Source organism: Streptomyces sp. NPDC044061 (assembly GCF_056434305.1).
In genome coordinates, this window is the sequence record NZ_JBWKFL010000007.1 from 326,522 (window position 1) to 349,271 (window position 22,750).

At 70.9% G+C, this 22,750-nt stretch carries 19 protein-coding genes, 2 tRNA genes and 3 pseudogenes; 17 read left to right on the plus strand and 7 right to left on the minus strand.

Annotation, left to right across the window (positions count from 1 at the left end; all coding sequences use genetic code 11):
• Positions 1-3 precede the first annotated feature (3 nt).
• Positions 4-525: a DsbA family protein gene (locus tag AC07CM_RS14580; protein WP_478876719.1), complete on the minus strand. Its 522-nt coding sequence runs from the start codon at positions 523-525 to the stop codon at positions 4-6.
• Positions 526-799: 274 nt separating this feature from the next.
• On the opposite strand from AC07CM_RS14580, the gene AC07CM_RS14585 reads away from it, so the two are divergent.
• Both AC07CM_RS14585 and AC07CM_RS14590 read left to right on the plus strand, forming a co-directional pair.
• Positions 800-1,243 carry a hypothetical protein gene (locus AC07CM_RS14585; RefSeq protein ID WP_478876720.1) on the plus strand — a complete coding sequence of 148 codons (444 nt, stop codon included), beginning with the start codon at positions 800-802 and terminating at the stop codon, positions 1,241-1,243.
• 122 nt (positions 1,244-1,365) lie between these two features.
• Complete coding sequence (locus tag AC07CM_RS14590) at positions 1,366-1,518, plus strand: hypothetical protein (protein WP_208031233.1); 153 nt, start codon at positions 1,366-1,368, stop codon at positions 1,516-1,518.
• A gap of 95 nt (positions 1,519-1,613) precedes the next feature.
• Here AC07CM_RS14590 and AC07CM_RS14595 read toward each other — a convergent pair whose 3' ends face one another.
• The gene (locus AC07CM_RS14595; RefSeq protein WP_478876721.1) at positions 1,614-2,174 is read right to left on the minus strand and encodes a CGNR zinc finger domain-containing protein; all 561 of its coding nucleotides are present in this window, start codon (positions 2,172-2,174) and stop codon (positions 1,614-1,616) included.
• A gap of 290 nt (positions 2,175-2,464) precedes the next feature.
• Positions 2,465-2,878 carry an SsgA family sporulation/cell division regulator gene (locus AC07CM_RS14600; RefSeq protein ID WP_004002642.1) on the minus strand — a complete coding sequence of 138 codons (414 nt, stop codon included), beginning with the start codon at positions 2,876-2,878 and terminating at the stop codon, positions 2,465-2,467.
• A 191-nt stretch (positions 2,879-3,069) separates the two neighbouring features.
• On the opposite strand from AC07CM_RS14600, the gene AC07CM_RS14605 reads away from it, so the two are divergent.
• From AC07CM_RS14605 to AC07CM_RS14630, 6 genes and pseudogenes are all read left to right on the plus strand, one after another.
• Positions 3,070-3,549: a TIGR02611 family protein gene (locus AC07CM_RS14605; protein WP_478876722.1), complete on the plus strand. Its 480-nt coding sequence runs from the start codon at positions 3,070-3,072 to the stop codon at positions 3,547-3,549.
• A gap of 81 nt (positions 3,550-3,630) precedes the next feature.
• Positions 3,631-3,702, plus strand: a tRNA-Val gene (locus AC07CM_RS14610).
• Between the two features lie 571 nt (positions 3,703-4,273).
• Positions 4,274-5,353: pseudogene (locus AC07CM_RS14615) on the plus strand (ABC transporter substrate-binding protein); the annotation flags it as partial.
• Between the two features lies 1 nt (position 5,354).
• Positions 5,355-7,609: pseudogene (locus tag AC07CM_RS14620) on the plus strand (exo-rhamnogalacturonan lyase family protein); the annotation flags it as partial.
• Between the two features lie 128 nt (positions 7,610-7,737).
• Complete coding sequence (locus AC07CM_RS14625; protein ID WP_478876723.1) at positions 7,738-8,184, plus strand: SRPBCC family protein; 447 nt, start codon at positions 7,738-7,740, stop codon at positions 8,182-8,184.
• A gap of 39 nt (positions 8,185-8,223) precedes the next feature.
• Positions 8,224-8,295: transfer RNA gene (locus AC07CM_RS14630), tRNA-Val, on the plus strand.
• A gap of 49 nt (positions 8,296-8,344) precedes the next feature.
• Here the strand turns inward: AC07CM_RS14630 and AC07CM_RS14635 are convergent.
• Positions 8,345-9,070: an exonuclease domain-containing protein gene (locus AC07CM_RS14635; protein ID WP_478876724.1), complete on the minus strand. Its 726-nt coding sequence runs from the start codon at positions 9,068-9,070 to the stop codon at positions 8,345-8,347.
• A gap of 168 nt (positions 9,071-9,238) precedes the next feature.
• Here AC07CM_RS14635 and AC07CM_RS14640 point away from each other — a divergent pair, with 168 nt between their 5' ends.
• The 3 genes from AC07CM_RS14640 (at position 9,239) to thrS (ending at position 13,110) form a co-directional block, all read left to right on the plus strand.
• Positions 9,239-9,805, plus strand: coding sequence for a DUF4365 domain-containing protein (locus AC07CM_RS14640; RefSeq protein WP_478876725.1), 567 nt, complete (start codon positions 9,239-9,241; stop codon positions 9,803-9,805).
• Positions 9,802-11,034, plus strand: coding sequence for a hypothetical protein (locus AC07CM_RS14645; protein ID WP_478876726.1), 1,233 nt, complete (start codon positions 9,802-9,804; stop codon positions 11,032-11,034). The genes AC07CM_RS14640 and AC07CM_RS14645 overlap by 4 nt, the downstream gene beginning before the upstream one ends.
• 99 nt (positions 11,035-11,133) lie before the next feature.
• Positions 11,134-13,110 carry a threonine--tRNA ligase gene (gene thrS / locus AC07CM_RS14650; protein ID WP_478876727.1) on the plus strand — a complete coding sequence of 659 codons (1,977 nt, stop codon included), beginning with the start codon at positions 11,134-11,136 and terminating at the stop codon, positions 13,108-13,110.
• Between the two features lie 28 nt (positions 13,111-13,138).
• On the opposite strand, the gene AC07CM_RS14655 is transcribed toward thrS, so the two are convergent.
• The gene (locus tag AC07CM_RS14655; protein ID WP_478876728.1) at positions 13,139-13,798 is read right to left on the minus strand and encodes a potassium channel family protein; all 660 of its coding nucleotides are present in this window, start codon (positions 13,796-13,798) and stop codon (positions 13,139-13,141) included.
• Between the two features lie 67 nt (positions 13,799-13,865).
• On the opposite strand from AC07CM_RS14655, the gene AC07CM_RS14660 reads away from it, so the two are divergent.
• On the plus strand, positions 13,866-14,426 hold the full coding sequence (locus AC07CM_RS14660; RefSeq protein WP_478876729.1) for an HIT family protein: 561 nt from the start codon (positions 13,866-13,868) through the stop codon (positions 14,424-14,426).
• 151 nt (positions 14,427-14,577) lie between these two features.
• On the opposite strand, the gene AC07CM_RS14665 is transcribed toward AC07CM_RS14660, so the two are convergent.
• Both AC07CM_RS14665 and AC07CM_RS14670 read right to left on the minus strand, forming a co-directional pair.
• Positions 14,578-16,224: a hypothetical protein gene (locus tag AC07CM_RS14665; RefSeq protein WP_478876730.1), complete on the minus strand. Its 1,647-nt coding sequence runs from the start codon at positions 16,222-16,224 to the stop codon at positions 14,578-14,580.
• 235 nt (positions 16,225-16,459) lie between these two features.
• Positions 16,460-18,661: an elongation factor G-like protein EF-G2 gene (locus tag AC07CM_RS14670; protein WP_478876731.1), complete on the minus strand. Its 2,202-nt coding sequence runs from the start codon at positions 18,659-18,661 to the stop codon at positions 16,460-16,462.
• Positions 18,662-18,912: 251 nt separating this feature from the next.
• Between AC07CM_RS14670 and pgsA the strand changes: the two genes are divergently transcribed.
• The 5 genes and pseudogenes from pgsA to AC07CM_RS14695 form a co-directional block, all read left to right on the plus strand.
• On the plus strand, positions 18,913-19,641 hold the full coding sequence (gene pgsA, locus AC07CM_RS14675) for a phosphatidylinositol phosphate synthase (RefSeq protein ID WP_478876743.1): 729 nt from the start codon (positions 18,913-18,915) through the stop codon (positions 19,639-19,641).
• The gene (locus AC07CM_RS14680) at positions 19,638-20,546 is read left to right on the plus strand and encodes a phosphatidylinositol mannoside acyltransferase (RefSeq protein WP_478876732.1); all 909 of its coding nucleotides are present in this window, start codon (positions 19,638-19,640) and stop codon (positions 20,544-20,546) included. Before pgsA ends, AC07CM_RS14680 begins: the two co-directional genes overlap by 4 nt.
• On the plus strand, positions 20,543-21,703 hold the full coding sequence (locus AC07CM_RS14685; protein ID WP_478876733.1) for a glycosyltransferase family 4 protein: 1,161 nt from the start codon (positions 20,543-20,545) through the stop codon (positions 21,701-21,703). Before AC07CM_RS14680 ends, AC07CM_RS14685 begins: the two co-directional genes overlap by 4 nt.
• 266 nt (positions 21,704-21,969) lie before the next feature.
• A complete protein-coding gene (locus AC07CM_RS14690) occupies positions 21,970-22,512 on the plus strand; it encodes a LemA family protein (RefSeq protein WP_478876734.1) in 543 nt (180 codons plus the stop codon).
• Positions 22,513-22,614: 102 nt separating this feature from the next.
• Positions 22,615-22,750, plus strand: a pseudogene (locus AC07CM_RS14695) (pyridoxal 5'-phosphate synthase lyase subunit PdxS); the annotation flags it as partial.

The window sequence follows — 22,750 nt, forward strand, 5'->3', positions numbered from 1 at the left end:
GGGTCAGGCCTCCCCGGCCAGCAGCCGGTCCGCGATCTCCTCGATGCGCTCGCGCAGCCCGTCCTGGCTCTTGCCGCCGTCCAGGCGCTCGCCCCCGATGACATAGGTCGGCGTGCCGGTCACGCCGATCGCCTTGCCCTCGGCCTGGTCCGCGTCGACGATCAGGATGTGCCGGCCGTCGATCAGCCCGGTGTCGAACTCCTCGGCGTCCAGGCCCAGTTCGCGGGCGACCTCGACCAGGAGGGGTTCTCCCGCACGGTCCAGCTCCTCGACCCGCGCCAGCACAGCCTCCACGTACGGCCAGCCCTTGCCCTGCTCCAGGGCCTCCTCGGCGGCCTGGGCGGCGGCGAAGGCGTGCTTGTGCTTCTCCAGCGGGAAGTGCCGCAGCCGCAGCTCCAGCCGGTCGCCGTAGCGGGCGCGCAGGGCACGGAGGTCGTCCAGGGCGCTGCGGCAGTCGGGGCACTGGAGTTCGCACCAGACGTCGAGGACGGGGGCTTCGGTGCGGGCGGGGGAGGAGTCGCTCATGTGCCCCAGTCTTCCAGGCCGCGCGCGGGCGACCCAATCCGGACCGTACGGCTCCGCACGGCCGCGGCACCTGGTACGGCCGGATCGGCGGACCGGCACTCCGGGCCGGATCGGCGGACCGGCACTCCAGGAGGAGGTGACCCGGAGATCTCCCTGATCTCGGGCCTGGGCATGGCATCGCGAGGAGCGGACGGTGCAGGATGGAAGGGACGAAGCGCACCCTGCCGTGCCCTTGCGTCACCCGCCGACCGACCCAGCCCGCCAGGAGGACCGGATGATTGCCGAGACCGTCTGCTCCGCCGTGTCCGCGGCGGGCCTGGGCATCGCGGTGGTCACGGCCTACCGCAAGCGTTTCCTGTCGGCCGCGCGCATCGCCGCCTACTCGCTCGTGCCGATCGGCCTGGTGATGACCGGGGTCGTCGGCTGGCTCGCCGACACCGCCTTCAGCCCCACGGCCTGGGCGGGCTTCGGCCTGCTGGCCACCGCGTGGCTGCTGCTCGCGGGCACCCGTGCCGTGGAACGCCGGCGCGGCGGCACCCGGGCCGAGCGCAAGGCGGCCCGGAGCGGCCGGGGTGACGCCGTGGCCCCCGCGGCTTCGGCGCCCGCGGTCGGTGCGGGGACGAGCCCGGCGGCCCGTCCCGCCACCGCCCCGCGCTCCAGCGGCTCCGCCGACGACTTCAGCGACATCGAGGCCATCCTCAAGAAGCACGGCATATGAACTGAAACCGTTCACAACCGGAAGCAAGTCGAACGGGCCGGTACGGAGATCGGTGCAGTCCCGTACTCGGCGGGTGTGTTGATCGCCAACAGGGTGCGCCCTGGGCCATCATCACCGGCGAGATGCTGGACACGTCACAGAGCGAGGCCGCGCCGCCGAAGGACGAGCCGCGCGGGTGCCTCTTCGCCCTTTCCCAGCCACCGCTGATGATCTTCCTTGCGGTGATCGGGTGTCTGCTCCTCATGGCTGCGCTGCACGACCTGCTGTGGCTGTGAGCCGTACACGTCCGTCCCGGCGCCACCCGCCGGGACCGGCGTCGAATCGGGCGAGTCTCCCTGGCTCGGCCTGTATCGGCCTTGCTCGGGCCGGATCAGCCTGCCGCCTCCTTGCGCCGTGCCCGGTAGGCGGCCACATGCAGACGGTTCCCGCAGGTGCGGCTGTCGCAGTAGCGGCGCGAGCGGTTGCGGGAGAGATCCACGAAGGCGCGCCGGCAGTCCGGTGCCTCGCAGCGCCGCAGCCGCTCCTGCTCCCCGGCCACGACGAAGAAGGCGAGCGCCATCCCGCAGTCGGCGGCCAGGTGGTCGGCCACGGAGGCGCCGGGGGCGAAGTAGTGCACATGCCAGTCATAGCCGTCGTGGTCCGTCAGCCGCGGGGTGGTGCCCGCCGCGGCGACCAGCTCGTTGATCATCCCGGCGGCGGCCCGGGCGTCCGGGGCCGCGAAGATCCCCGCGAACCGTCCCCGGACCTTGCGCACCGCCGACAGGTCGAACTCCGACAGCACCCCCACGTCGCTGATTTCGTGCCTTCGCACGAAATCGGCGAGAGCCGGGACATCCTGCAGTCCGTCCGCCGCCGTGTCGTCCTCCGGCACGGTGTTCACCAGATCCACCACGGTGTCCAGCGCGCACCGGGTGTCGTGGGTGATCAGCACGTTTCGCTCCCTGGCCTGGGGGTCGGGCGGGCGCCCGCCGATGCTGGCCGATGGTAGCGACTACCGCGCCCACCGCACCGGGTTCCGCCCCACCGGCGATTGTCGGTGGAACGCCTCCCTGCCCCTGGGGGTTCCCGAGACCGTCCTACACCCCCGAGCGGGCGGAGAACAGCCCGGCGCCGCCCCGTGAACACTCACGGTGACGGCGCCGGTCCGTGCCGTATGCGGTTGTCTTGGCCCGAGCCGTCTCCCCGAGTGGACGGCGCCGGGCGGCTCTGAGATGCCGCGGCCTAGCTCTCCGCCAGGATGTGCGAGAGCTCCTGATCCAGATCGAAGTGCCGGTGTTCCGTGCCCGGGGGCACGGCGGCGTCTGTTCGCTTCAGGAAGGACTCCAGGGCCCGCGCAGGGGCCTCGAGCAGGGCCTCCCCCTCCGGGGAGCTGAGGGCGATGCACACGACGCCCTGACCATGACTGCGGGATGGCCAGACGCGGACATCGCCGGTGCCGGTGGGCCGGTGAAGCCCCTCGGCGAGGAGGTCGCGGGCGAACACCCACTCGACGGTCTCCTCGGCTCCGGTGTGGAAGGTGGCGTGCACGGCGTAGGGGTCGGCCGTGTCGTACCGCAGGCCTGCGGGGACAGGCAGGGAGGACTCGCTCGACACAACGAGGCGCAGGTGCAGCTCGCAGCTGACCGTGGTGTTCATAAGCGCCAGGGCCTTTCGCTCAGTGTGCGCTCGGGGATTCGCACGTCGGCGAAATCGACATGCCACCTACGGTGCCGTTGTAAACCCCTCTGAGCGTTTTGCCTGTCTTTACGTAACTCTTCCGGCCGAGAACTCGTACGAGGTCTACGACCATTCCGGTGACCTGATTCACTCGGGTAGGGTTTGTCTGCATGAATACGGGGAGTGACGAGGCGGGCGAGGTTGCCGTGGCCTCGGGCAAGGCAGACGGGGTCGGCGGGATGGACGAGGCGAAGGCGGGCGAGGAGTATTCCGAGCGGGGGCTGGGCTCTCGGGCGCCCGAATTCGTCAAGGCCCGCCGGGCCCTGCATCTGAGTTGGCAGGTCGGCGTCTTCGTGGTCGGCCTGGCTGTCGTCGCCGCCGGCGTCGTCATGCTGCCGCTGCCCGGACCCGGCTGGATCGTGATCTTCGGCGGCATGGCGATCTGGGCGACCGAGTTCGTCTGGGCGCAGCTGGTGCTGCGCTGGACCAAGCGCAAGGTCACCGAGGCGGCCCAGCGGGCCCTCGATCCGCGCGTGCGCCGCCGGAACATCACCCTCACGGTGGTCGGCCTGGTGATCATCGGCGTACTGGTCGGCATCTACGTGTGGAAGTTCGGCGTCGTGATGCCGTGGAACGTGAACGATCAGTGAGCCGGGGCGGGGCCGGCCGCCCGCCGGTCCCGCCCCTGGTCGGAGGCGCCCCTGACATGGGGTAATGTTCTTCCTGCACCCGGGCGATTAGCTCAGTGGGAGAGCGCTTCGTTCACACCGAAGAGGTCACTGGTTCGAACCCAGTATCGCCCACCCGGATCCGACGGCCCATCTGCGAGAGCAGGTGGGCCGTCGTCGTGACCACGTCTTCCGTGACCACGTCTTCCTGGCCGGGGAGCAGCCCTGCCGGGGCGCGCCCCCGCTCCGCGTGGGCCGGCTCGACCGGGCCGGGAGTCACGGGCGGAAGCGGAGGCCGCAGGAACACCGGCTGCCCGGCTCCATGATGCGTCTCCCGTCCGGCGGGCCCCTTCGCCGACCACCTCCGTGGGAGCGCCGGGTCGGGTGTCAGGGTCGGCGGCATGGCCTGCGTGGTGCGCGATCCTGCCTCCCGCGGCGTCGGGACCGGCCGGCTTCGTGCGCGCGGTACGGGCACCGACCGCTTCCGGCTGGCCGCCGCCCGCGCTCGTCTCCTCGACCGGCCCTCCCTTCACCTGCGCCGTCATCCCCCGAGCGCCCCTCGTCCGCGGCCCGGCCCCGGTCGACGGCGAGGAAAATCCTGTCCGAATCATTGACGCACCCCGAGCCCCTCCGTAACTCGTGCCAGCAAGCGCTTGCTTGAAACGATTCATGACGGCGACGACGACGCTGCGGGGAGGGTTCGACTGTGGGAACGACCAGGAATCTTGAGAGCCGTACGATCCTGAGGGCGGCCGGGGCCTCGGCGGCCGCGGTCGGGCTCGCCGCGACGACCGGGTGCGGCGGCAGTGGGGCCGGGGACAGGACGGTGACGATCCGTTACTCCTGGTGGGGCGCCGAGGAGCGAGCCAAGAAGATCAACCGGACCATCGCGCTCTTCGAGAAGAAGTACCCGAAGATCAAGGTCAAGACCGACTTCCAGACCTACCAGTCGTTCTGGGAGAAGTTCCAGACCCAGGCGGCCGGCGGAAATCCGCCGGACGTTTTCCAGAACGCTGTCACTTTCCTTCGGAAGTACGACAAGCGGGGAATTCTTCTCGACCTCAAGTCCCAGGTCCAGGCGGGCAATCTGAACCTGGATCACTTCCGGGACGGCGTCACGAAGGTGGGAGAGGTCGACGGCGAACAACTCGGAATTCCCGTCGGCTCCAACACGATGGCGCTCGTCATCGACAGGAAGGTCTTCCAGAAGGCGGGCGTCGAGCCGTAGCAGGGCTGGACCTGGGACGAGTACTTCAAGGCCCTGAAGACCATCCACGACAGGACGAAGGTCGCCGGGGACACCGGTTACTTCACCATCATGTATCTGTACGACCTCTACCTCCGCCAGAACGGCAAGGCGTTCTTCACGAAGGACGGACTCGGTTTCGACAAGGCCGACCTGACGGAGTGGTGGACGGACGGCTACAACCGCGTCAAGGCGGGAATCGTCACCGACCCGAAGGTCGTCCAGCAGGACATGCCGAAGTCCTCCCTCTCCGCCGGCCACGGCGCCGCGGAGTTCACCTGGGACAGCTTCACCGTCCGCTACTCCGCGGAGGGCGACAGCACCTACGGTCTCGCCCCGATCCCCACCACGGACGGCAAGAACACCGGCCAGTACCTCGCCTCACTGATGCTGAGCGCCTCCGCGTACACCTCGCACCCCGAGGAAGTCGCCCGGTTCACCGACTTAATGGTCCACGACCCCGAGGTCGGCAGGATCATGGGCTACGACCGCGGCGTCCTCGCCGGCACCGAGCAGTACGAGGCGTACAAGCCGGCCGACGAAGCCGGTCACCCGGGGGTCGACCGAGATCGCCAGGAACGGCAGGCTCGTGCTCCTCCGGCAGCCCGAGGCCGAGGACGAGGACCAGGGCACCGTGAAGACCGAGCGCTTCGACGGCGCGATCGACACGGTCACCGTCGAACAGGACGGCCCGGTGCGCGCAGTGGTCCGCATCGACGGCAAACACCGCAAGGGCGACCGCGGTTGGCTGCCCTTCTCCATCCGACTGTACTTCTACGCCGGTTCCGAGTCCTTCCGCATGGTGCACACCATCACCTTCGACGGCACGCTCGAGCCCGGAAAGGCGACCCGCGACTTCATCCGCGGGCTCGGCGTACGGTTCGCCGTGCCGATGCGGGACGCGGCCTACGACCGGCACATCCGCATCGGCGGCGAGGGCACCGGCCCTGCTGCGGGAGGCCGTACCGGGCATCACCGGGCTGCGCCGGGACCCGGGTGCGGCGGTGCAGGCGGCTCAGTACGAGGGCAGGAAGCTGCCCGACCCGGCCACCTGGGACCAGCGCGTCACCACCCGCCTCCCGTACGTCCCGCACTGGGGCGACTACACCCTCTCCCAGCTCTCCGCCGACGGCTTCACCCTGCGCAAGCGCACCAGGAAGGGCTACGGCTGGATCACCGCCGGCGGCGGCCGGCACGCCTCCGGCTTCGGGTACGTCGGCGGCGCGAGCGGCGGACTCTCCTTCGGACTGAGGGACTTCTGGGAGGAGTTCCCCGCCCAGCTCGACGTCCGCGACGCCCACACCGACGAGGCCACCGTCACCCTCTGCCTCTGGTCGCCCGAGGCCCAGCCGATGGACCTGCGCTTCTATCACGACGGCATGGGCCAGGACACCTACGCCGAACAGCTCGATGGACTCAACATCACCTACGAGGACTACGAGCCGGAGTTCGGCACGCCCTACGGCATCGCCCGCTCCTCCGAACTCCTCTTCTGGGCCAACGAGTCCACCCCCGCCGCCGACACCCTCGCCGACCAGGTCGGGGCCGTACGGACGCTGCCCCAGCTCGCCGCCCCGCCCAAGCAGCTCGTCGAGGCCAAGGTCTTCGGCCCCGGCCTGTTCTCCGAGCCCGACCGCTCCACCGCCGCCAAGGCGAGGATCGAGGGCCATCGACTTCCTCTTCACCTACTACAGGGGCCAGGTGGAGATGCGCCGTTGGTACGGCTTCTGGGACTACGGCGACATCATGCACACCTACGACTCGGCCCGCCATGTGTGGCGGTACGACATCGGCGGCTACGCCTGGGAAAACTCCGAGCTGTCGCCGGACCTGTGGCTCTGGTACGCGTACCTGAGAAGCGGCCGCTCCGACATCTTCCGGTTCGCCGAGGCGATGACCCGGCACACCGGCGAGGTCCACGTCTACCACCTCGGCCAGTGGGCGGGCCTCGGCACCCGGCACGGTGTGCAGCACTTCGCCGACAGTGCCAAGCAGCAGCGCATCGCCAACACCACCTACCGGCGCTTCTACTACTTCCTCACCGGCGACGAACGCGTCGGCGACCTCATGCACGCCAACGTCGACTCCGACGAGACCTTTCTCGTCCTCGACCCCAACCGCAAGGTCCGCACCGACCGCTACACCCCCGACCGGCACGCCCTGTCGATCGGTTTCGGCACCGACTGGAGCGGGCTGGTCTCGGCGTGGCTGACGGAGTGGGAGCGCAAGGGGCCGAAGTGGGAGAAGGCCAAGGCGCGCGTGCTGTCCACGATGGAGGGCATCGCCGCCCAGCCCAACGGGTTCGTCCAGGGCAGCGGGTTGTACGACCTGGACACCGGGAAGTTCGCCGTCGCCGAGCAGCCGGTCGTCTCCGTGTCCCACCTCTCGGCCGTCTTCGGCCTCAACGAGCTGTGCGCCGAGCTGATCCACCTGGTCGGCATGCCGAAGTTCAAGGAGGCCTACTTCGACCACTGCCGCTACTTCAACGCCACCAAGGCCGAGCAGGCGGCCCGCTACGGCTCCGGCTTCGGCACGCTGCTGCTCTTCCAGGGCCACTCGCGGCTGGACGCCTACGCCGCCGTGCAGACCGGTGACGCCGCACTCGCCAGGCGCGCCTGGAGCAAGTTCTACGGCTCCGACGGCTACACCGAGTCCTCGCCCTGGAAGACGGAGAAGCTGACCGGACCGGCCGCTCTGGTCGAGGGCGGCGAGGCGAGGTGGGTGTCGACCAACGACACTGCGCTGCACGGCCCAGCGGCCATCGAGAACCTGGCGCTGCTCGGCGACAGCATGCCCGGCCAGGGCGATGGGGGAGCGCCGTCGCACGGGCGGCGGCGCTCGCCCCCCGAGTGTGGTCCGCGTCACGCGACGGCGCATGAGTACGCGTACTCAGATTTATGCACCGTCCCGGGCAGACTCGGTCCATGGACTGGAACCACTACCGCTTCCGCACCCTGTGGTCCGTACCCGCCCCGCCGGCCACCGTGTACGCCGCCCTGGAGCGGCCCGAGGACTATCCCCGCTGGTGGCCACAGGTGCGCTCGGTCACCCGCCTCGACGGCGCCACCGGCGTCCTCACCATCCGTTCCCTGCTGCCGTACGCCATGACCTTCACCGCGCGCGAGACGAACCGGGACCCGGCCGCCGGCATCCTGGAGGTCGCCCTGACCGGAGACATCGAGGGCTGGGCCCGCTGGACCGTCACCGGCGCCGGCCCCGGCACACTCGCGCGGTACGACCAGGAAGTCGACGTGCGCAAGCCCCTGCTCAGGTGGCTGGCCGTGCCGGGACGGCCCGTCTTCCACGCCAACCACCGGCTGATGATGCGGGCCGGGCGGCGCGGACTGCTGCGCCACCTGCAAGCGGTTTGAACGAACGCCGCCGAGACCTGTATTGTTCAGTGCGTTCCCGGGCGATTAGCTCAGTGGGAGAGCGCTTCGTTCACACCGAAGAGGTCACTGGTTCGAACCCAGTATCGCCCACCGGGAAGGACCGGCCTGCACACGCAGGCCGGTTTTTTCGTGTCCGCCGTCACGCCGCCGCCGGCAGCTCCGGCCGCAGGGGCCAGTCCGTGCTGACGATCTCCTCCGAGCCGCTGCGCGCGAACCACGCCTGAAGCCCCCGCGCCTGTGCCGCGTGCCAGTTCGTCTGGAGCGTGTGCAGCTCGGCGGGGGAGAGGCGCTCGAGCCGCGTCGCGAAACGGCGGCCCAGGGCCCGTACGACCTCCAGCGCGGCCAGCGCGTCCGCCGCCGCGTCGTGCGCGCCCTCCAGCGTCACGCCGTAGTGCGCGCACAGGTCGGTCAGGGTGCGCCGGCCCTTGCGGTAGCGGTCCAGATGCTTGTCCAGGACCCGGGGATCCAGCACCCGCAGCGGGGTCGTCTCGAACCAGCGGTCGAGCGAGGAGGCGCGGTGCCTGCGCAACTCCCGGTCCAGCAGCGTCAGATCGAAGGGGGCGTTCATCACCACCAACGGGCGCCCCATCGCCGCGTGCTCGGCCAGCTGATCGGCTATCTCGTACATCACCGGCGCCGGCCAGCGGCCGTTGTGCTGCAGGTGTTCCTCCGTCAGCCCGTGCACCGCCGTGGCTGCCTCGGGCACCGGCACACCCGGGTTCACCAGCCATCGGGTCATCCGGGGCCGGGTGCCCGGCGCGTCCTGGACGACGACGGCGGCCGACACGATCCGGTCGGTCTCGACGTCCACGCCCGTCGTCTCCGTGTCGAAGGCGGCCAGCGGCCCCTCGTACCAGGTCGTCATCCCCACACAACTCCTCGTTCACCCATGGCAGGTGACGTTCCGTCTTCTGCCTGTTTGGTGATACCCGGGCCGTTTGCGCCGTACGCCGGAAGGAGACAACAGGAGTACGGGTCTTTGCAGTTCAGCGGCCCGCAGCGGGGAAACTCTTGGCTTGGAAGGCTGTTGGTCATGGCCATAGCGCAGCCCGAGCGGGGCGGGCTGCTGCCCGATCGCACGGGCCCCCTTCGCGGCACGCTCGCCACCACCGCCTGCATGGAGACACTGCAGGTGGGATATCTGCACGCGGTCGCCGCGGCCGCGGGCTGCTCGCTGTCCCAGCCCTTCCCGGACAACGGCATCGACTGGCACGTCAGTCACAGCGCACCCGGACACACCGTCGACGACGAGGTCACCATCAAGGTGCAGCTGAAATGCACCTACCAGGTCGCGCCGAACCCGCCGGGCCGCTTCTTCTCCTTCACGCTCGACAACGACCACCTGCGCAAACTGGCCCGCACGCCCGTCTCGGTGCACAAGATCCTGGTCGTGATGCTCGTCCCGCGCTCCCAGGACGACTGGCTGCGCGCCAGCCACGACCGGCTCGACCTCAGGCACTGCTGCTACTGGGTCAACCTCGCCGGCCACCCGGTCACCGGCCGGCACCGGACCACCGTGCGGATACCGACCTCGCGCATCTTCGACGACCGTGCGCTCTGCGAGATCATGACGCGGGTCGGGACGGGAGGCAGGCCATGAGGATCCGTCCGTACGACGAGCCGGCCCGGCAGGTCCGGCCGCACCCCGACGATCTCACCTGGCACCGGCCGCCCGAGCCCGCCGAGGTCGACCCCGGCGTCCTCGGCGCCCTGCTGCACCGGCACGGCTGGCAGCGGCGCGGCGGAGCGGCCGGCCGCTACGGCCGCTGGACCCCGCCCGGGCCGGGCGGCGGCGGGACCAGCCTGCTGGTGCCCGAGAGCCGGGCCTTCCCCGACAGCGACGACCTGCTCGGCGAGGCCCTCGACGCCCTCGCCCGCAGCGACACCCCCTCGGCGCGCGAAGTGCTGATCTCCCTCGCCGTGCCCAGCGACGAGATCCGCTGGTGGCGGGACACCCCGAGCGGGCCGGTGGGCGCCGCCCCCTGGACGGTCGACGAGCAGCTGCGTGCCACCGCACACCGGATGCTGCTCGCGGCCGCGCTCGCCACCCGCGCACGTGCCGGCTACTACGGCGCCCGGCACCGCCGCTCCGCCGCCACGCTCCTGGGCAACGTCCTCGTCGGCCCCACCGCCGAAAGCCGCCGGCTGACCGCCTTCGTGCCCGTCCCCACCGGCCGCCCGGTCGCCGTCCGCCTTCACCAGGCCCTGTACGCGGCCCGCGAGGCCATCGACTACCAGCGGGCCACCGGCGGCATGGACGCCTTCGACGGTGCCGTGGCGGCGGGCGTCAGCCGTGAGCTGACCGAGGCGCTGACCGCGCTCGTCCGGGGCGCGGAGGGCGCGCGCATCGACATCGCCTGGGCGCCCGCGGCCGGTGTGCCCGAGGGCTGCGCCGCCTCCGTCGAACCCGTCGAGTTCTCACCCGGCGACCTGCCCGTGCTGCACGCGGCCGGCCTCCGCTATCTGCAGGAGGAACCCTCCGTGCCGGTCCGGATCACCGGAGCCGTGGTCCGCCTGCGCAGGTCCGGTCCGCGCGGCGAGGGCACCGTACGGCTGCGGGTGCTCGCCGGGGCCGAGGTGCCGCACGTCCGCGTCACGCTGGGCGAGGAGGACTACCGCATCGCCGGGCACGCCCACCTCGTGGGCCTCCCGGTGTGCGTGCACGGCCGGCTGGAGCGCCGGGGCGGCTTCCGCAGGCTCACCGGCGCCTCCGGGGTGGTACCGGTGCAGGTGGACGACGCCGAGCGGGACCGGCTGATGAAGTCGCTGCAGGAGAATCTCGACTTCTTCGAGGAGGCGTGCGGGGAGGCGTACGGGGACGAGGACTGAGGGTGACCGTTTCGCGGTCGGTGCCGTCGGGTCGGTACGATCGCCTGTGCGCGCGCTCCTGGTATGGCGCCGCACCCCACCTTCAGTCAGGAGAGACCGGTGTCAGACGTCCGTGTGATCATCCAGCGCGATTCCGAGCGGGAAGAACGCGTGGTGACGACGGGCACTACGGCCGCCGACCTCTTCGCGGGCGAGCGCTCGATCATCGCCGCGCGCGTGGGCGGCGAGCTGAAGGACCTCGCGTACGAGCTGTCCGACGGTGACGAGGTCGAGGGCGTCGAGATCTCGTCCGAGGACGGTCTGAACATCCTGCGCCACTCGACCGCGCACGTCATGGCGCAGGCCGTGCAGGAACTGTTCCCCGAGGCCAAGCTGGGCATCGGCCCGCCCGTCAAGGACGGCTTCTACTACGACTTCGACGTCGAGAAGCCGTTCACGCCCGAGGATCTCAAGGCCGTCGAGAAGAAGATGCAGGAGATCCAGAAGCGGGGACAGAGGTTCTCCCGCCGCGCGGTGACCGACGAGGCGGCCCGCGAGGAGCTGGCCGGCGAGCCGTACAAGCTGGAGCTGATCGGCCTCAAGGGCTCCGCGTCCCACGACGACGGCGCGGACGTCGAGGTCGGCGCCGGCGAGCTGACGATCTACGACAACCTGGACGCCAAGACCGGCGAGCTGTGCTGGAAGGACCTCTGCCGCGGTCCGCACCTGCCCACCACCCGCCTCATCCCGGCGTTCAAGCTGATGCGCAACGCGGCCGCCTACTGGCGCGGCAGCGAGAAGAACCCGATGCTCCAGCGCATCTACGGCACCGCCTGGCCGTCCAAGGACGAGCTGAAGGCGTACCTCGACTTCCTCGCCGAGGCCGAGAAGCGCGACCACCGCAAGCTCGGCAACGAGCTCGACCTGTTCTCCATCCCGGAGCAGATCGGCTCCGGCCTGGCCGTCTTCCACCCCAAGGGCGGCATCGTCCGCCGGGTGATGGAGGACTACTCGCGGCGCCGCCACGAGGAGGAGGGCTACGAGTTCGTCTACACCCCGCACGCGACGAAGGGGAAGCTCTTCGAGACGTCCGGGCACCTGGACTGGTACGCCGAGGGCATGTACCCGCCCATGCAGCTCGACGAGGGCGTGGACTACTACCTCAAGCCCATGAACTGCCCGATGCACAACCTGATCTTCGACGCGCGCGGCCGCTCCTACCGCGAACTGCCGCTGCGCCTGTTCGAGTTCGGGACCGTGTACCGGTACGAGAAGTCGGGCGTCGTGCACGGCCTGACCCGCGCCCGCGGCTTCACACAGGACGACGCGCACATCTACTGCACCCGTGAGCAGATGTCCGAGGAGCTGGACAAGACGCTCACCTTCGTCCTCGGCCTGCTGCGCGACTACGGCCTGACCGACTTCTACCTGGAGCTGTCCACCAAGGACCCGGAGAAGTTCGTCGGCTCCGACGAGGTCTGGGAGGAGGCCACGGAGACGCTCCGCCAGGTCGCCGAGAAGCAGGGCCTGCCCCTGGTCCCGGACCCGGGCGGCGCCGCCTTCTACGGCCCGAAGATCTCCGTCCAGACCAAGGACGCGATCGGCCGCACCTGGCAGATGTCGACCATCCAGCTCGACTTCAACCTGCCGGAGCGCTTCGACCTGGAGTACACCGGCCCCGACGGCTCCAAGCAGCGCCCGGTCATGATCCACCGTGCCCTGTTCGGCTCCATCGAGCGCTTCTTCGCGGTGCTCCTGGAGCACTACGCGGGCGCGTTCCCGGCGTGGCTCGCCCCGGTCCAGGCGATCGGCATCCCGATCGGCGACGCGCACGTCGAGTACCTGGAGAAGTTCGCCGCGGCCGCGAAGAAGCAGGGCCTGCGGGTCGAGGTGGACTCCTCCTCGGACCGCATGCAGAAGAAGATCCGCAACGCCCAGAAGCAGAAGGTGCCCTTCATGGTCATCGCGGGCGACGAGGACATGTCGAACGGCTCGGTGTCCTTCCGCTACCGCGACGGCTCGCAGGAGAACGGCATCCCGTTCGACGAGGCCATCGCGAAGATCGCCAAGGTCGTGGAGGAGCGGACGCAGGTCTGATCCGCACCGCCTTGAAGGCCCCCGGGGATCACTTCCCCGGGGGCCTTTCGTCGCCCTCGCGGGTGAAGGTCTGCATCAGCCAGGACGAGAACGAACCCGTCACCGCGCCGAGGAGAGCCAGCCCGCAGGCCATCATCCCGATCGCAATCGTCCGGCCGGCCCTGGTCACCGGGACGACGTCGCCGTAGCCGACCGTGCTGAGGGTCGACGCCGCCCACCACACGGCGTCCCCGAACGTCTGCATGGTGGCGCCGGGCGCCCCGCGCTCCTGCTGGTAGACCGCGAGGGCACCGGAGAAGCCGAGCAGCAGGGTGGACAGGCCGGCGTAGGCGATCACACGTGCGTGCAGGGAGAGCCGGGGCTCTCCCTGCCGGCGCTGGACGACGTCGTAGAGCGGAACGATCCGCAGCGGGCGCAGCAGGGGGAGGATGACCACCACCGTGTGCAGGACGTGCGTGGTGACGAAGCGCAGGAAACGCTGATCGCCGAGCCGCCAGCGCACCACGTAGTCCACGGCGAACACCACCCAGAGGGCGAGCATCGCGAACCCGCACAGGTCCCGCCAGGCCGGGGACAGGCTCACGGCCAGGACGCGCGTGGCATAGGCGGCCATGAAGACCAGAGACGCCACGAAGAGCGGGATCTCGGTGCGCTGCTCCCAGCGAGCCGCGGGGCTGTCGTCGTCCACCGGCCAAGCTTGGCCGCTGACCGTCGTCCTGCCGCCCCGGCGACACGCCGCGAACGGGCGAAGCCATATGCTGCCTTGCATGACGAGTGAGCCGGAGCAGCAGATCGGAGTGGGGACGCAGGACGCGTTCCAGCGCCTGTGGACGCCCCACCGGATGGCCTACATCCAGGGCGAGAACAAGCCGACCGGTCCGGGGGCCGAGGACGGCTGCCCCTTCTGCTCGATCCCGGCCAAGTCCGACGAGGACGGTCTGATCGTCCGCCGAGGCGAGCACGTCTACGCCGTCCTCAACCTGTACCCGTACAACGGCGGCCACCTGATGACCGTGCCGTACCGGCACGTGGCCGACTACACCGACCTCACCGGGCCGGAGACCGCCGAGCTGGCAGAGCTGACCAAGCAGGCGATGACCGCCCTGCGCACCGCCTCCGGCGCGCACGGCTTCAACATCGGCATGAACCAGGGCACGGTGGCCGGCGCCGGCATCGCGGCGCACCTGCACCAGCACGTCGTCCCGCGCTGGGGCGGCGACACGAACTTCATGCCGGTCGTCGGCCACACGAAGGTGCTCCCGCAGCTGCTGGCGGACACCCGCAAGATGCTGGCGGAGGCCTGGCCGGCGGTGTGAGGACACGGGTCGTCCCTTTTCGGGCCGGGCGGCATCTTCAGCCCGGCCGGCGTTTGAGGACGAGGCCCGTTCGGTGCCGAAGCGGGGGTCTGGGGGGCAGCCCCCAGAGCCATCACCTCCATCGACCCGCACCGGCCGAACCGCCGGAGGCTCACGCGTCGTACAGGTCCGCCTTCCTCGGGGTCGGGTCCTGGACCAGGCCGCTGAGGACGGACGAGCGGTTGCCGAACTTCTCGACGTCCACGCCGTTCTCCTCGAGGACCCGGAGCGCGGCCGAGTGCACCACCCGCAGCACCGGCGTGGCCGCGCGCAGCGCGTCGTCGGCCATGAAGCGGTGCCGCCACGGCTGGTCGGCCCAGGCGTGCCGCAGGCCGAACGGCTCGGGCAGGGTGAGCGAGCCGCCGAGCCACTTGAGCAGCGGCGGGTACCAGGCCAGCGGGGCGCGCGCGGAGAGCCGTACCACCTCGTCGGTGGTGATCAGCGGCAGCTTGACCGTCCGCGTCTCCCACGGCTTGAGGGACTTGGAGACCTCCTTGACCGGCGCCTCCGGCTTGGCGGTGAACAGGGGGTTCACCGGCCCCAGGGCATGTCCGGTGACCTCGATGCGCAGCGTCTCGTGCAGCACGGTGACCGTGATCAGCATGGTGAGCACGAGCTGGCCGTCCCACAGGGTCCACTGCACGCCCAGGTAGTGCCGGTCGCCGCTGCCGAACTGCTGCTTGTTGCAGATGTCCTGGATCGCGTGCTGCCTGACCTGGAACGCCTCGACGTCCGTGCCCTCCGGCCGGGACACCGCCGTCGCCTTCTCCCCGATGGGCGTGACGATCCAGTGCCGTATGGACGGCTTCGGGAAGCCGCCGGTGTTCAGCGGGCCGCGCTCCAGCATGCGCAGCTGGTCGTGGATCGCGCGTATGACGTCCCAGCTGCGGAAGGGATGGATCTCCCGGGTCGGGTCCGCGGGCAGCAGGTCCTCGGCGAGCTGCCAGGCACCCCAGCGGGTGCCCATGCCGAGTATGCCCTTGGGGCCGGCGTAGAAGACCGAGTTCGACTGCTGCTCGGCGCTCAGCCGGGCCAGCGACTGGCGCAGCTGCTCGGCCGCGGTCTCGCCGGGGCTGCGCGGCACGGCCTCGGGGACCTTGGCGCCGACACTGCTGCCCGACAGCAGACCGTCCCAGCGCGCCCGCAGGTCCTTGGCGGTGCGCTCGCAGATCTGCTTGGCCCAGAACCAGCCGAGCACCGGGACGACGACGGCCCCGCGCGCGTACCAGGCCCAGAACCCGCTGAACGGCATCTTCAGCAGGAAGAGCGCCGCGAGCACGCCGACTCCGGTGAGCAGGGCGGTGGCGAGCGCTCCGGCCCGCTTGTCGTCGCGTTTGGCGACGAGTGTGCGCAGCTGGAAGACGAGCAGCCAGCCGATGAGTCCCGGAAGGAAGATCAGACCGCACAGCACCGTGACGGCGGACAGCCGATTGTCACGCTCGCGGCGGATGTTGTTCGCTGCCAGACAGTGCTCCACGACGACCTGCGGCTCGGCGCCGAAGGACTGGATGAGCGGCTTGCGCCCGGGAGTGAGCATGCGGTCGACGACGGCCCTGGAGAAGGCCTCGCCGAGGTTGGGCCTGAGCAGGGTGATACGGCCGGCCTTGACGGTGGACTGGTGCCACTCGTTGTCGGTCTTCTTGATGTCCTCGATCACGTTGTCCCGGTAGGCCGCCGAGGCCAGCGCGAAGGTGGCCGCCTGGCCCTCGTCACCCGACACGGGCACCTGCGGTCCGTCCCACTCCGTTCCAACCGACATTCCCGCCCCCATCGCCGCCGGTGTCGCTCCTGCGGCCTTCCCGACTTCCCTGCCCCGCACACCTGTTGCCCGGGCCGTCGTGCCGATACCACACCACTACCGCACGAGTTCGGCACGTCGTGATCAGGTGATCAGCGTATCCGCAGCCACTGACACCGCGTCGGCGGACGGCCGAAGCCGCCCGCCGGCGCGCGGAGTTCAACGGTGGTGAACCCCGTGGATCTCGCCACCCGGACTACGACGACTCGCCCGCCTGTTCGCGGATCCGCTCGGCGATCTGCGGCGGCATCGGCTCGTGCCGCGCGTACCCGCGGTCGAAGCGGGCGGTGCCGTGCGACAGGGAACGCAGGTCGATCGCGTACCGGCCGATCTCGAACTCGGGCACCTCCGCACGGACCAGGGTCCGTCCGGAGCCCACCTGTTCGGTGCCGAGCACCCGGCCGCGCCGGCTCGACAGGTCGCTCATGACCGGGCCCACGTAGTCGTCGGGTACCAGCACCGTCACCTCGGCCACCGGCTCCAGCAGATGGATCCGGGTATCGGCCGCGGCCTCGCGCAGCGCCAGCGCACCCGCCGTCTGGAAGGCGGCGTCGGAGGAGTCCACCGAGTGCGCCTTGCCGTCCAGCAGCGTGACGCGCACGTCCACGAGCGGATAGCCGGCCGCCACTCCCTTGGCGGCCTGCGCCCGTACGCCCTTCTCCACGGACGGGATGAACTGGCGCGGCACGGCGCCGCCGACCACCTTGTCCACGAACTCGATGCCCGAGCCGCCCGGCAGCGGCTCCACCTCGATCTCGCAGATGGCGTACTGCCCGTGGCCGCCGGACTGCTTGACGTGTCGGCCGCGCCCGGCGGCCTTGGTCGCGAACGTCTCCCGCAGCGAGACCTTGTGCGGTACGACGTCGACCTGGACGCCGTACCGGTTGCGCAGCCGCTCCAGGGCGACGTCGGCGTGCGCCTCGCCCAGACACCACAGGACCACCTGGTGGGTGTCCTGGTTCTGCTCCAGGCGCATCGTCGGATCCTCGGCGACCAGCCGGGACAGCCCCTGCGAGAGCTTGTCCTCGTCCGCCTTGCTGTGCGCCTGGATGGCGAGCGGCAGCAGCGGGTCGGGCATCTGCCAGGGCTCCATGAGCAGCGGGTCGTCCTTGGCCGAGAGCGTGTCCCCGGTCTCCGCGCGGCCGAGCTTGGCCACACACACCAGGTCACCGGCGACGGCCTGCGTCACCGGCCGCTGCTGCTTGCCGAACGGCATGGACAGGGCACCGATCTTCTCGTCGACGTCGTGGTCCTCGTGCCCGCGGTCGGCCAGCCCGTGCCCGGAGACGTGCACCGTGTCGTCGGGGCGCAGGGTGCCGGAGAAGACGCGGGCCAGCGAGATACGGCCGACGTACGGGTCGGACGAGGTCTTGACGACCTCGGCGACCAGCGGACCGTTCGTGTCGCAGGCCTTCAGCTCGCGCGGCTTGCCGTCGATCGTGGTGACCCCGGGCATGGGGTGCTCGAACGGGGTCGGGAACCCGCCGGTGACCAGCTCCAGCAGCTCGACCGTGCCGAGGCCCTGCCGGCCGCCGTCGGTGGCGGGGGCGGCCGCGAGGACGGGGAAGAACGTGCCGCGCGCCACGGCCCTCTCCAGGTCGCCGATCAGCGTCTTGACGTCGACCTGCTCGCCGCCCAGATAGCGGTCCATGAGGGTCTCGTCCTCGCTCTCGGCGATGATCCCCTCGATGAGACGGTTGCGGGCCTCCTCGATGTCCGGCAGCTGGTCCTCGCCGGGCTCGGACTCCTTGCGCTCCCCGGTCGAGTAGTCGAACAGCTTCTGCGACAGCAGCCCGACGAGACCGGTCACGGGCGCGTGCCCGTCGTGGCCCTCCGGGCCGCGCAGCGGCAGGTACAGCGGCAGCACGGCGTCGGGGTCGTCCGCGCCGAAGGCCTCCGCGCACACCCGGGTCATCTCCTCGAAGTCCGCGCGGGCGGCCTCCAGGTGCGTGATCACGATCGCGCGGGGCATGCCGACGGCCTGGCACTCCTCCCAGACCATGCGGGTCGAGCCGTCCACCCCGTCCGAGGCCGAGACGACGAAGAGGGCCGCGTCCGCCGCGCGCAGACCGGCCCTCAGCTCCCCGACGAAGTCGGCGTAGCCGGGTGTGTCCAGGACGTTGATCTTGATGCCGTCCCATTCGACCGGCACCAGGGAGAGCTGCACCGAGCGTTGCTGCCGGTGCTCGATGTCGTCGTAGTCCGAGACGGTGCCGCCGTCCTCCACGCGGCCCGCCCGGTTCACTGCCCCCGCGGTCAGCGCGAGGGCCTCCACCAGAGTCGTCTTGCCCGATCCGGAGTGGCCGACCAGCACCACATTCCGTACGGACGCGGGTTGGTCGGCCGTCAGAGCCCTGCCGGCGGCTCCGGGGTGGTGTGTCTGTGCCTTGTCGCCCATGATCCTGCCTCCCGTGCACGGTGAGGTCACTGTGGGCGCGGACACGCGGGACCCGCGTGCACTGGCGGCTCCGGCGACGCCCGCGGTCCTTCGAGCTTTCCACTCCCGTCACGCTGCGTCCATACGAAGGACGCCGGAGGGCGCGGCGGCACGCCGATCGCGCCACGCGCACCCCGTGCGTGCGGGTGTGAACCGGCACGCGGCACGGGCCGCGGGTGCCCGCCCGTCACGCACGCGTGCGCGTGACTACGATGGGCCAGCCGGTGGCCACCAGGGCCGCGGCGACACCGACCGTCGGGAAGGCCATGCTGAACAAGTACGCGCGTGCATTCTTCACGCGTGTCCTCACGCCGTTCGCCGCGTTTCTCATCCGCCGGGGCGTCAGCCCCGACACGGTGACGCTCATCGGCACGGCCGGTGTGGTCGCGGGCGCGCTGGTCTTCTACCCCCGGGGCGAGTTCTTCTGGGGCACGGTCGTGATCACGCTGTTCGTCTTCTCCGACCTGGTCGACGGCAACATGGCCCGCCAGCTGGGCCGCTCCAGCCGCTGGGGCGCCTTCCTGGACTCCACGCTCGACCGGGTCGCCGACGGCGCGATCTTCGGCGGCTTCGCGCTGTGGTACGCGGGCAACGGCGACGACAACGCCCTGTGCGCCGTCTCGATCTTCTGCCTGGCCAGCGGCCAGGTGGTGTCGTACACCAAGGCGCGCGGCGAGTCGATCGGGCTGCCGGTGGCCGTCAACGGGCTCGTCGAACGCGCCGAGCGGCTGGTGATCTCGCTGGTCGCCGCCGGTTTCGCGGGGCTGCACAAGTTCGGCGTGCCGGGCATTCAGTGGCTGCTGCCGATCGCCCTGTGGATCGTGGCCGTGGGCAGCCTCGTCACGCTGATCCAGCGGGTCGTCACCGTCCGCCGCGAGTCCGCGGAGGCGGAAGAGGCGGCGCGGCAGGACACGTCCCAGGGGAGTGAGGCGGCGAAGTGAGCACCGCGGACCGGCTCACCGACGCGCTGTACGGGCTCGGCTGGAGCACCGTCAAGAAGCTTCCCGAACCCGTCGCGGTCCGCCTCGGCCGGAGCATCGCGGACCTCGCCTGGAAGCGGCGCGGCAAGGGCGTGCGGCGGCTGGAGGCCAACTACGCGCGCGTGGTGCCGGGCGCGAGCCCCGAGCGCCTGGCCGAACTCTCGCGCGCGGGCATGCGTTCGTACCTGCGCTACTGGATGGAGTCCTTCCGGCTGCCCGCCTGGAGCGCCGAGCGCGTGAAGACGGGCTTCGAGTGCAAGGACGTGCACCACCTCACCGACGGGATCGCCTCCCCGCGTGGTGTGATCCTCGCGCTGCCGCACCTGGCCAACTGGGACCTGGCCGGCGCCTGGGTCACCACCGGACTGGAGACGCCGTTCACCACGGTCGCCGAGCGCCTCAAGCCCGAGACGCTGTACGACCGCTTCGTCGCCTACCGCGAGGGCCTCGGCATGGAGGTCCTGCCGCACAGCGGCGGCTCCGCCTTCGGCACCCTGGCCCGGCGGCTGCGCGACGGCGGCCTGGTCTGCCTGGTCGCCGACCGCGACCTGTCCGCCTCGGGCGTCGAGGTCGACTTCTTCGGCGAGAAGGCCCGGATGCCGGCGGGGCCGGCCCTGCTCGCCCAGCAGACGGGCGCCCTGCTGCTGCCGGTCACGCTCTGGTACGACGACTCGCCCGTCTTGAAGGGCCGGGTGCATCCCCCGGTCGAGATCCCCGAGTCAGGCACCCGTGCCGAGAAGACGTCTGTCATGACACAGGCGCTGGCCGACGCCTTCGCCACCGGGATCGCCGACCATCCGGAGGACTGGCACATGCTCCAGCGCTTGTGGCTCGCCGACCTCGACCCCGCGAAGGGACCCTCGTGAGAATCGGGATCGTCTGCCCGTACTCCTGGGACGTGCCCGGTGGCGTCCAGTTCCACATCCGCGACCTCGCCGAGTACTTCATCCGCGGCGGCCACGAGGTGTCCGTCCTCGCCCCCGCCGACGACGACACCCCGCTGCCCCCGTACGTCGTCTCGGCCGGGCGTGCGGTGCCGGTGCCGTACAACGGCTCGGTGGCCCGTCTGAACTTCGGCTTCCTGTCGGCCGCGCGGGTGCGGCGCTGGCTGCACGAGGGCGAGTTCGACGTGGTCCACATCCACGAGCCGACCTCACCCTCGCTGGGCCTGCTGACCTGCTGGGCGGCGTCGGGGCCGATCGTGGCCACCTTCCACACCTCCAACCCCCGCTCGCGCGCGATGATCGCCGCGTACGCGATCCTGCAGGCCGCGCTGGAGAAGATCAGCGCACGGATCGCGGTCAGCGAGTACGCCCGGCGCACGCTGGTCGAGCACCTGGGCGGCGACGCGGTGGTCATCCCCAACGGCGTCGACGTCGACTTCTTCGCCGAGGCCGAGCCCAAAGCGGAGTGGCAGGGCGAGACGCTCGGCTTCATCGGCCGTATCGACGAGCCCCGCAAGGGCCTGCCGGTCCTGATGAAGGCCCTGCCGAAGATCCTCGCGGCGCGCCCGCGGGCGCGCCTGCTGGTCGCGGGGCGCGGCGACGAGGAGGCGGCCGTCGAGGACCTGCCGGAGGAGCTGCGCTCCCGTGTCGAGTTCCTCGGCATGATCAGCGACGAGGACAAGGCGCGCTTCCTGCGCAGCGTCGACCTGTACATCGCGCCCAACACCGGCGGGGAGAGCTTCGGCATCATCCTGGTCGAGGCGATGTCGGCGGGCGCCCCCGTCCTCGCCTCCGACCTCGACGCCTTCGTCCAGGTCCTCGACCAGGGCGCGGCCGGCGAGGTCTTCGCCAACGAGGACGCGGACGCCCTGGCCGAGGCGGCCGTACGCCTGCTGGAGGACCCGGCCCGCCGGGGCGAACTGCGAGACCGGGGCAGTGCCCACGTGCGTCGTTTCGACTGGTCGACGGTCGGGGCGGACATCCTGTCGGTGTATGAGACGGTCACCACGGGCACGGCGGCCGTGGCCACGGACGAGCGGTCGGGCCTGCGGGCCCGTTTCGGCCTGGCCCGGGACTGATCCGGGCGGGACGGCTGAGGGCGCGGTTCCTGGCGCGGGACTGGCCCGGGCATGGGCGGGCTGCGGCCGCCGTTCGGGGCTGGGGCGGGACGGGCTGCGGGCCGGGCAGGGAGGACCGCGAGCCCGGTTCGGGCCGGTGTGGGACCGAGCCGTGCGCGGCGGGCTGCGGGGGTGGGGCAGTGCCCACATGGGCCGCTTCGACCTGGCCTGGGACCGATCCCGTACGGGGATGCCGCCGGGTCCGGGGCCCCCGATAGCCTTCGCCCGTGACCGCAACCCTGATCTGGATCCTCGTCGCGCTCGTCGCCGTCGGCCTGTACCTGAGCTGGACGGCCGGGCGGCTGGACCGGCTGCACGTCCGGATGGACGCCGCCCGGGCCGCGCTGGACGCACAGCTGCTGCGGCGGGCCTCCGTGACCCAGGAACTGGCGACCTCGGGCGTGCTCGACCCCGCCGCCTCGATCCTGCTCTACGAGGCCGCGCACGCCGCCCGGCAGGCCGAGGAGGAGCAGCGGGAGGTCGCGGAGAGCGAACTGAGCCAGGCCCTGCGCGCCGTCTTCGAGGACCCGCGGCAGGTGGAGGCCGTACGAGAGGCCCCAGGAGGCGAGGAAGCGGCCCGTGAGCTGGCCGAGGCCGTGCGCCGGGTCCCGATGGCCCGCCGCTTCCACAACGACGCCGTAGGGGCGGCCCGCAGGCTCCGTGAGCACCGCAAGGTGCGCTGGTTCCGGCTGGCCGGGCACGCCCCGTTCCCACTGGCCTTCGAGATGGACGACGAGCCGCCCGCGGCCCTGATCGAGAGGACCGCCTGAGTCCCCGGCGGACCAAAAGGATCCACCGGCTTGTCATTGGCCCTTGCTGTGGCCTGGTCCACTCGCGTTTCCTCAAGGCTGCAGAAAGTCTCTTTCACTTCAGTGAGGTCACCCGTGTCCACCATCGAGAACCAGGCTCCCGAGACCGGCACCGCCCGCGTGAAGCGCGGTATGGCCGAGCAGCTCAAGGGCGGCGTGATCATGGACGTCGTCACGCCGGAGCAGGCGAAGATCGCCG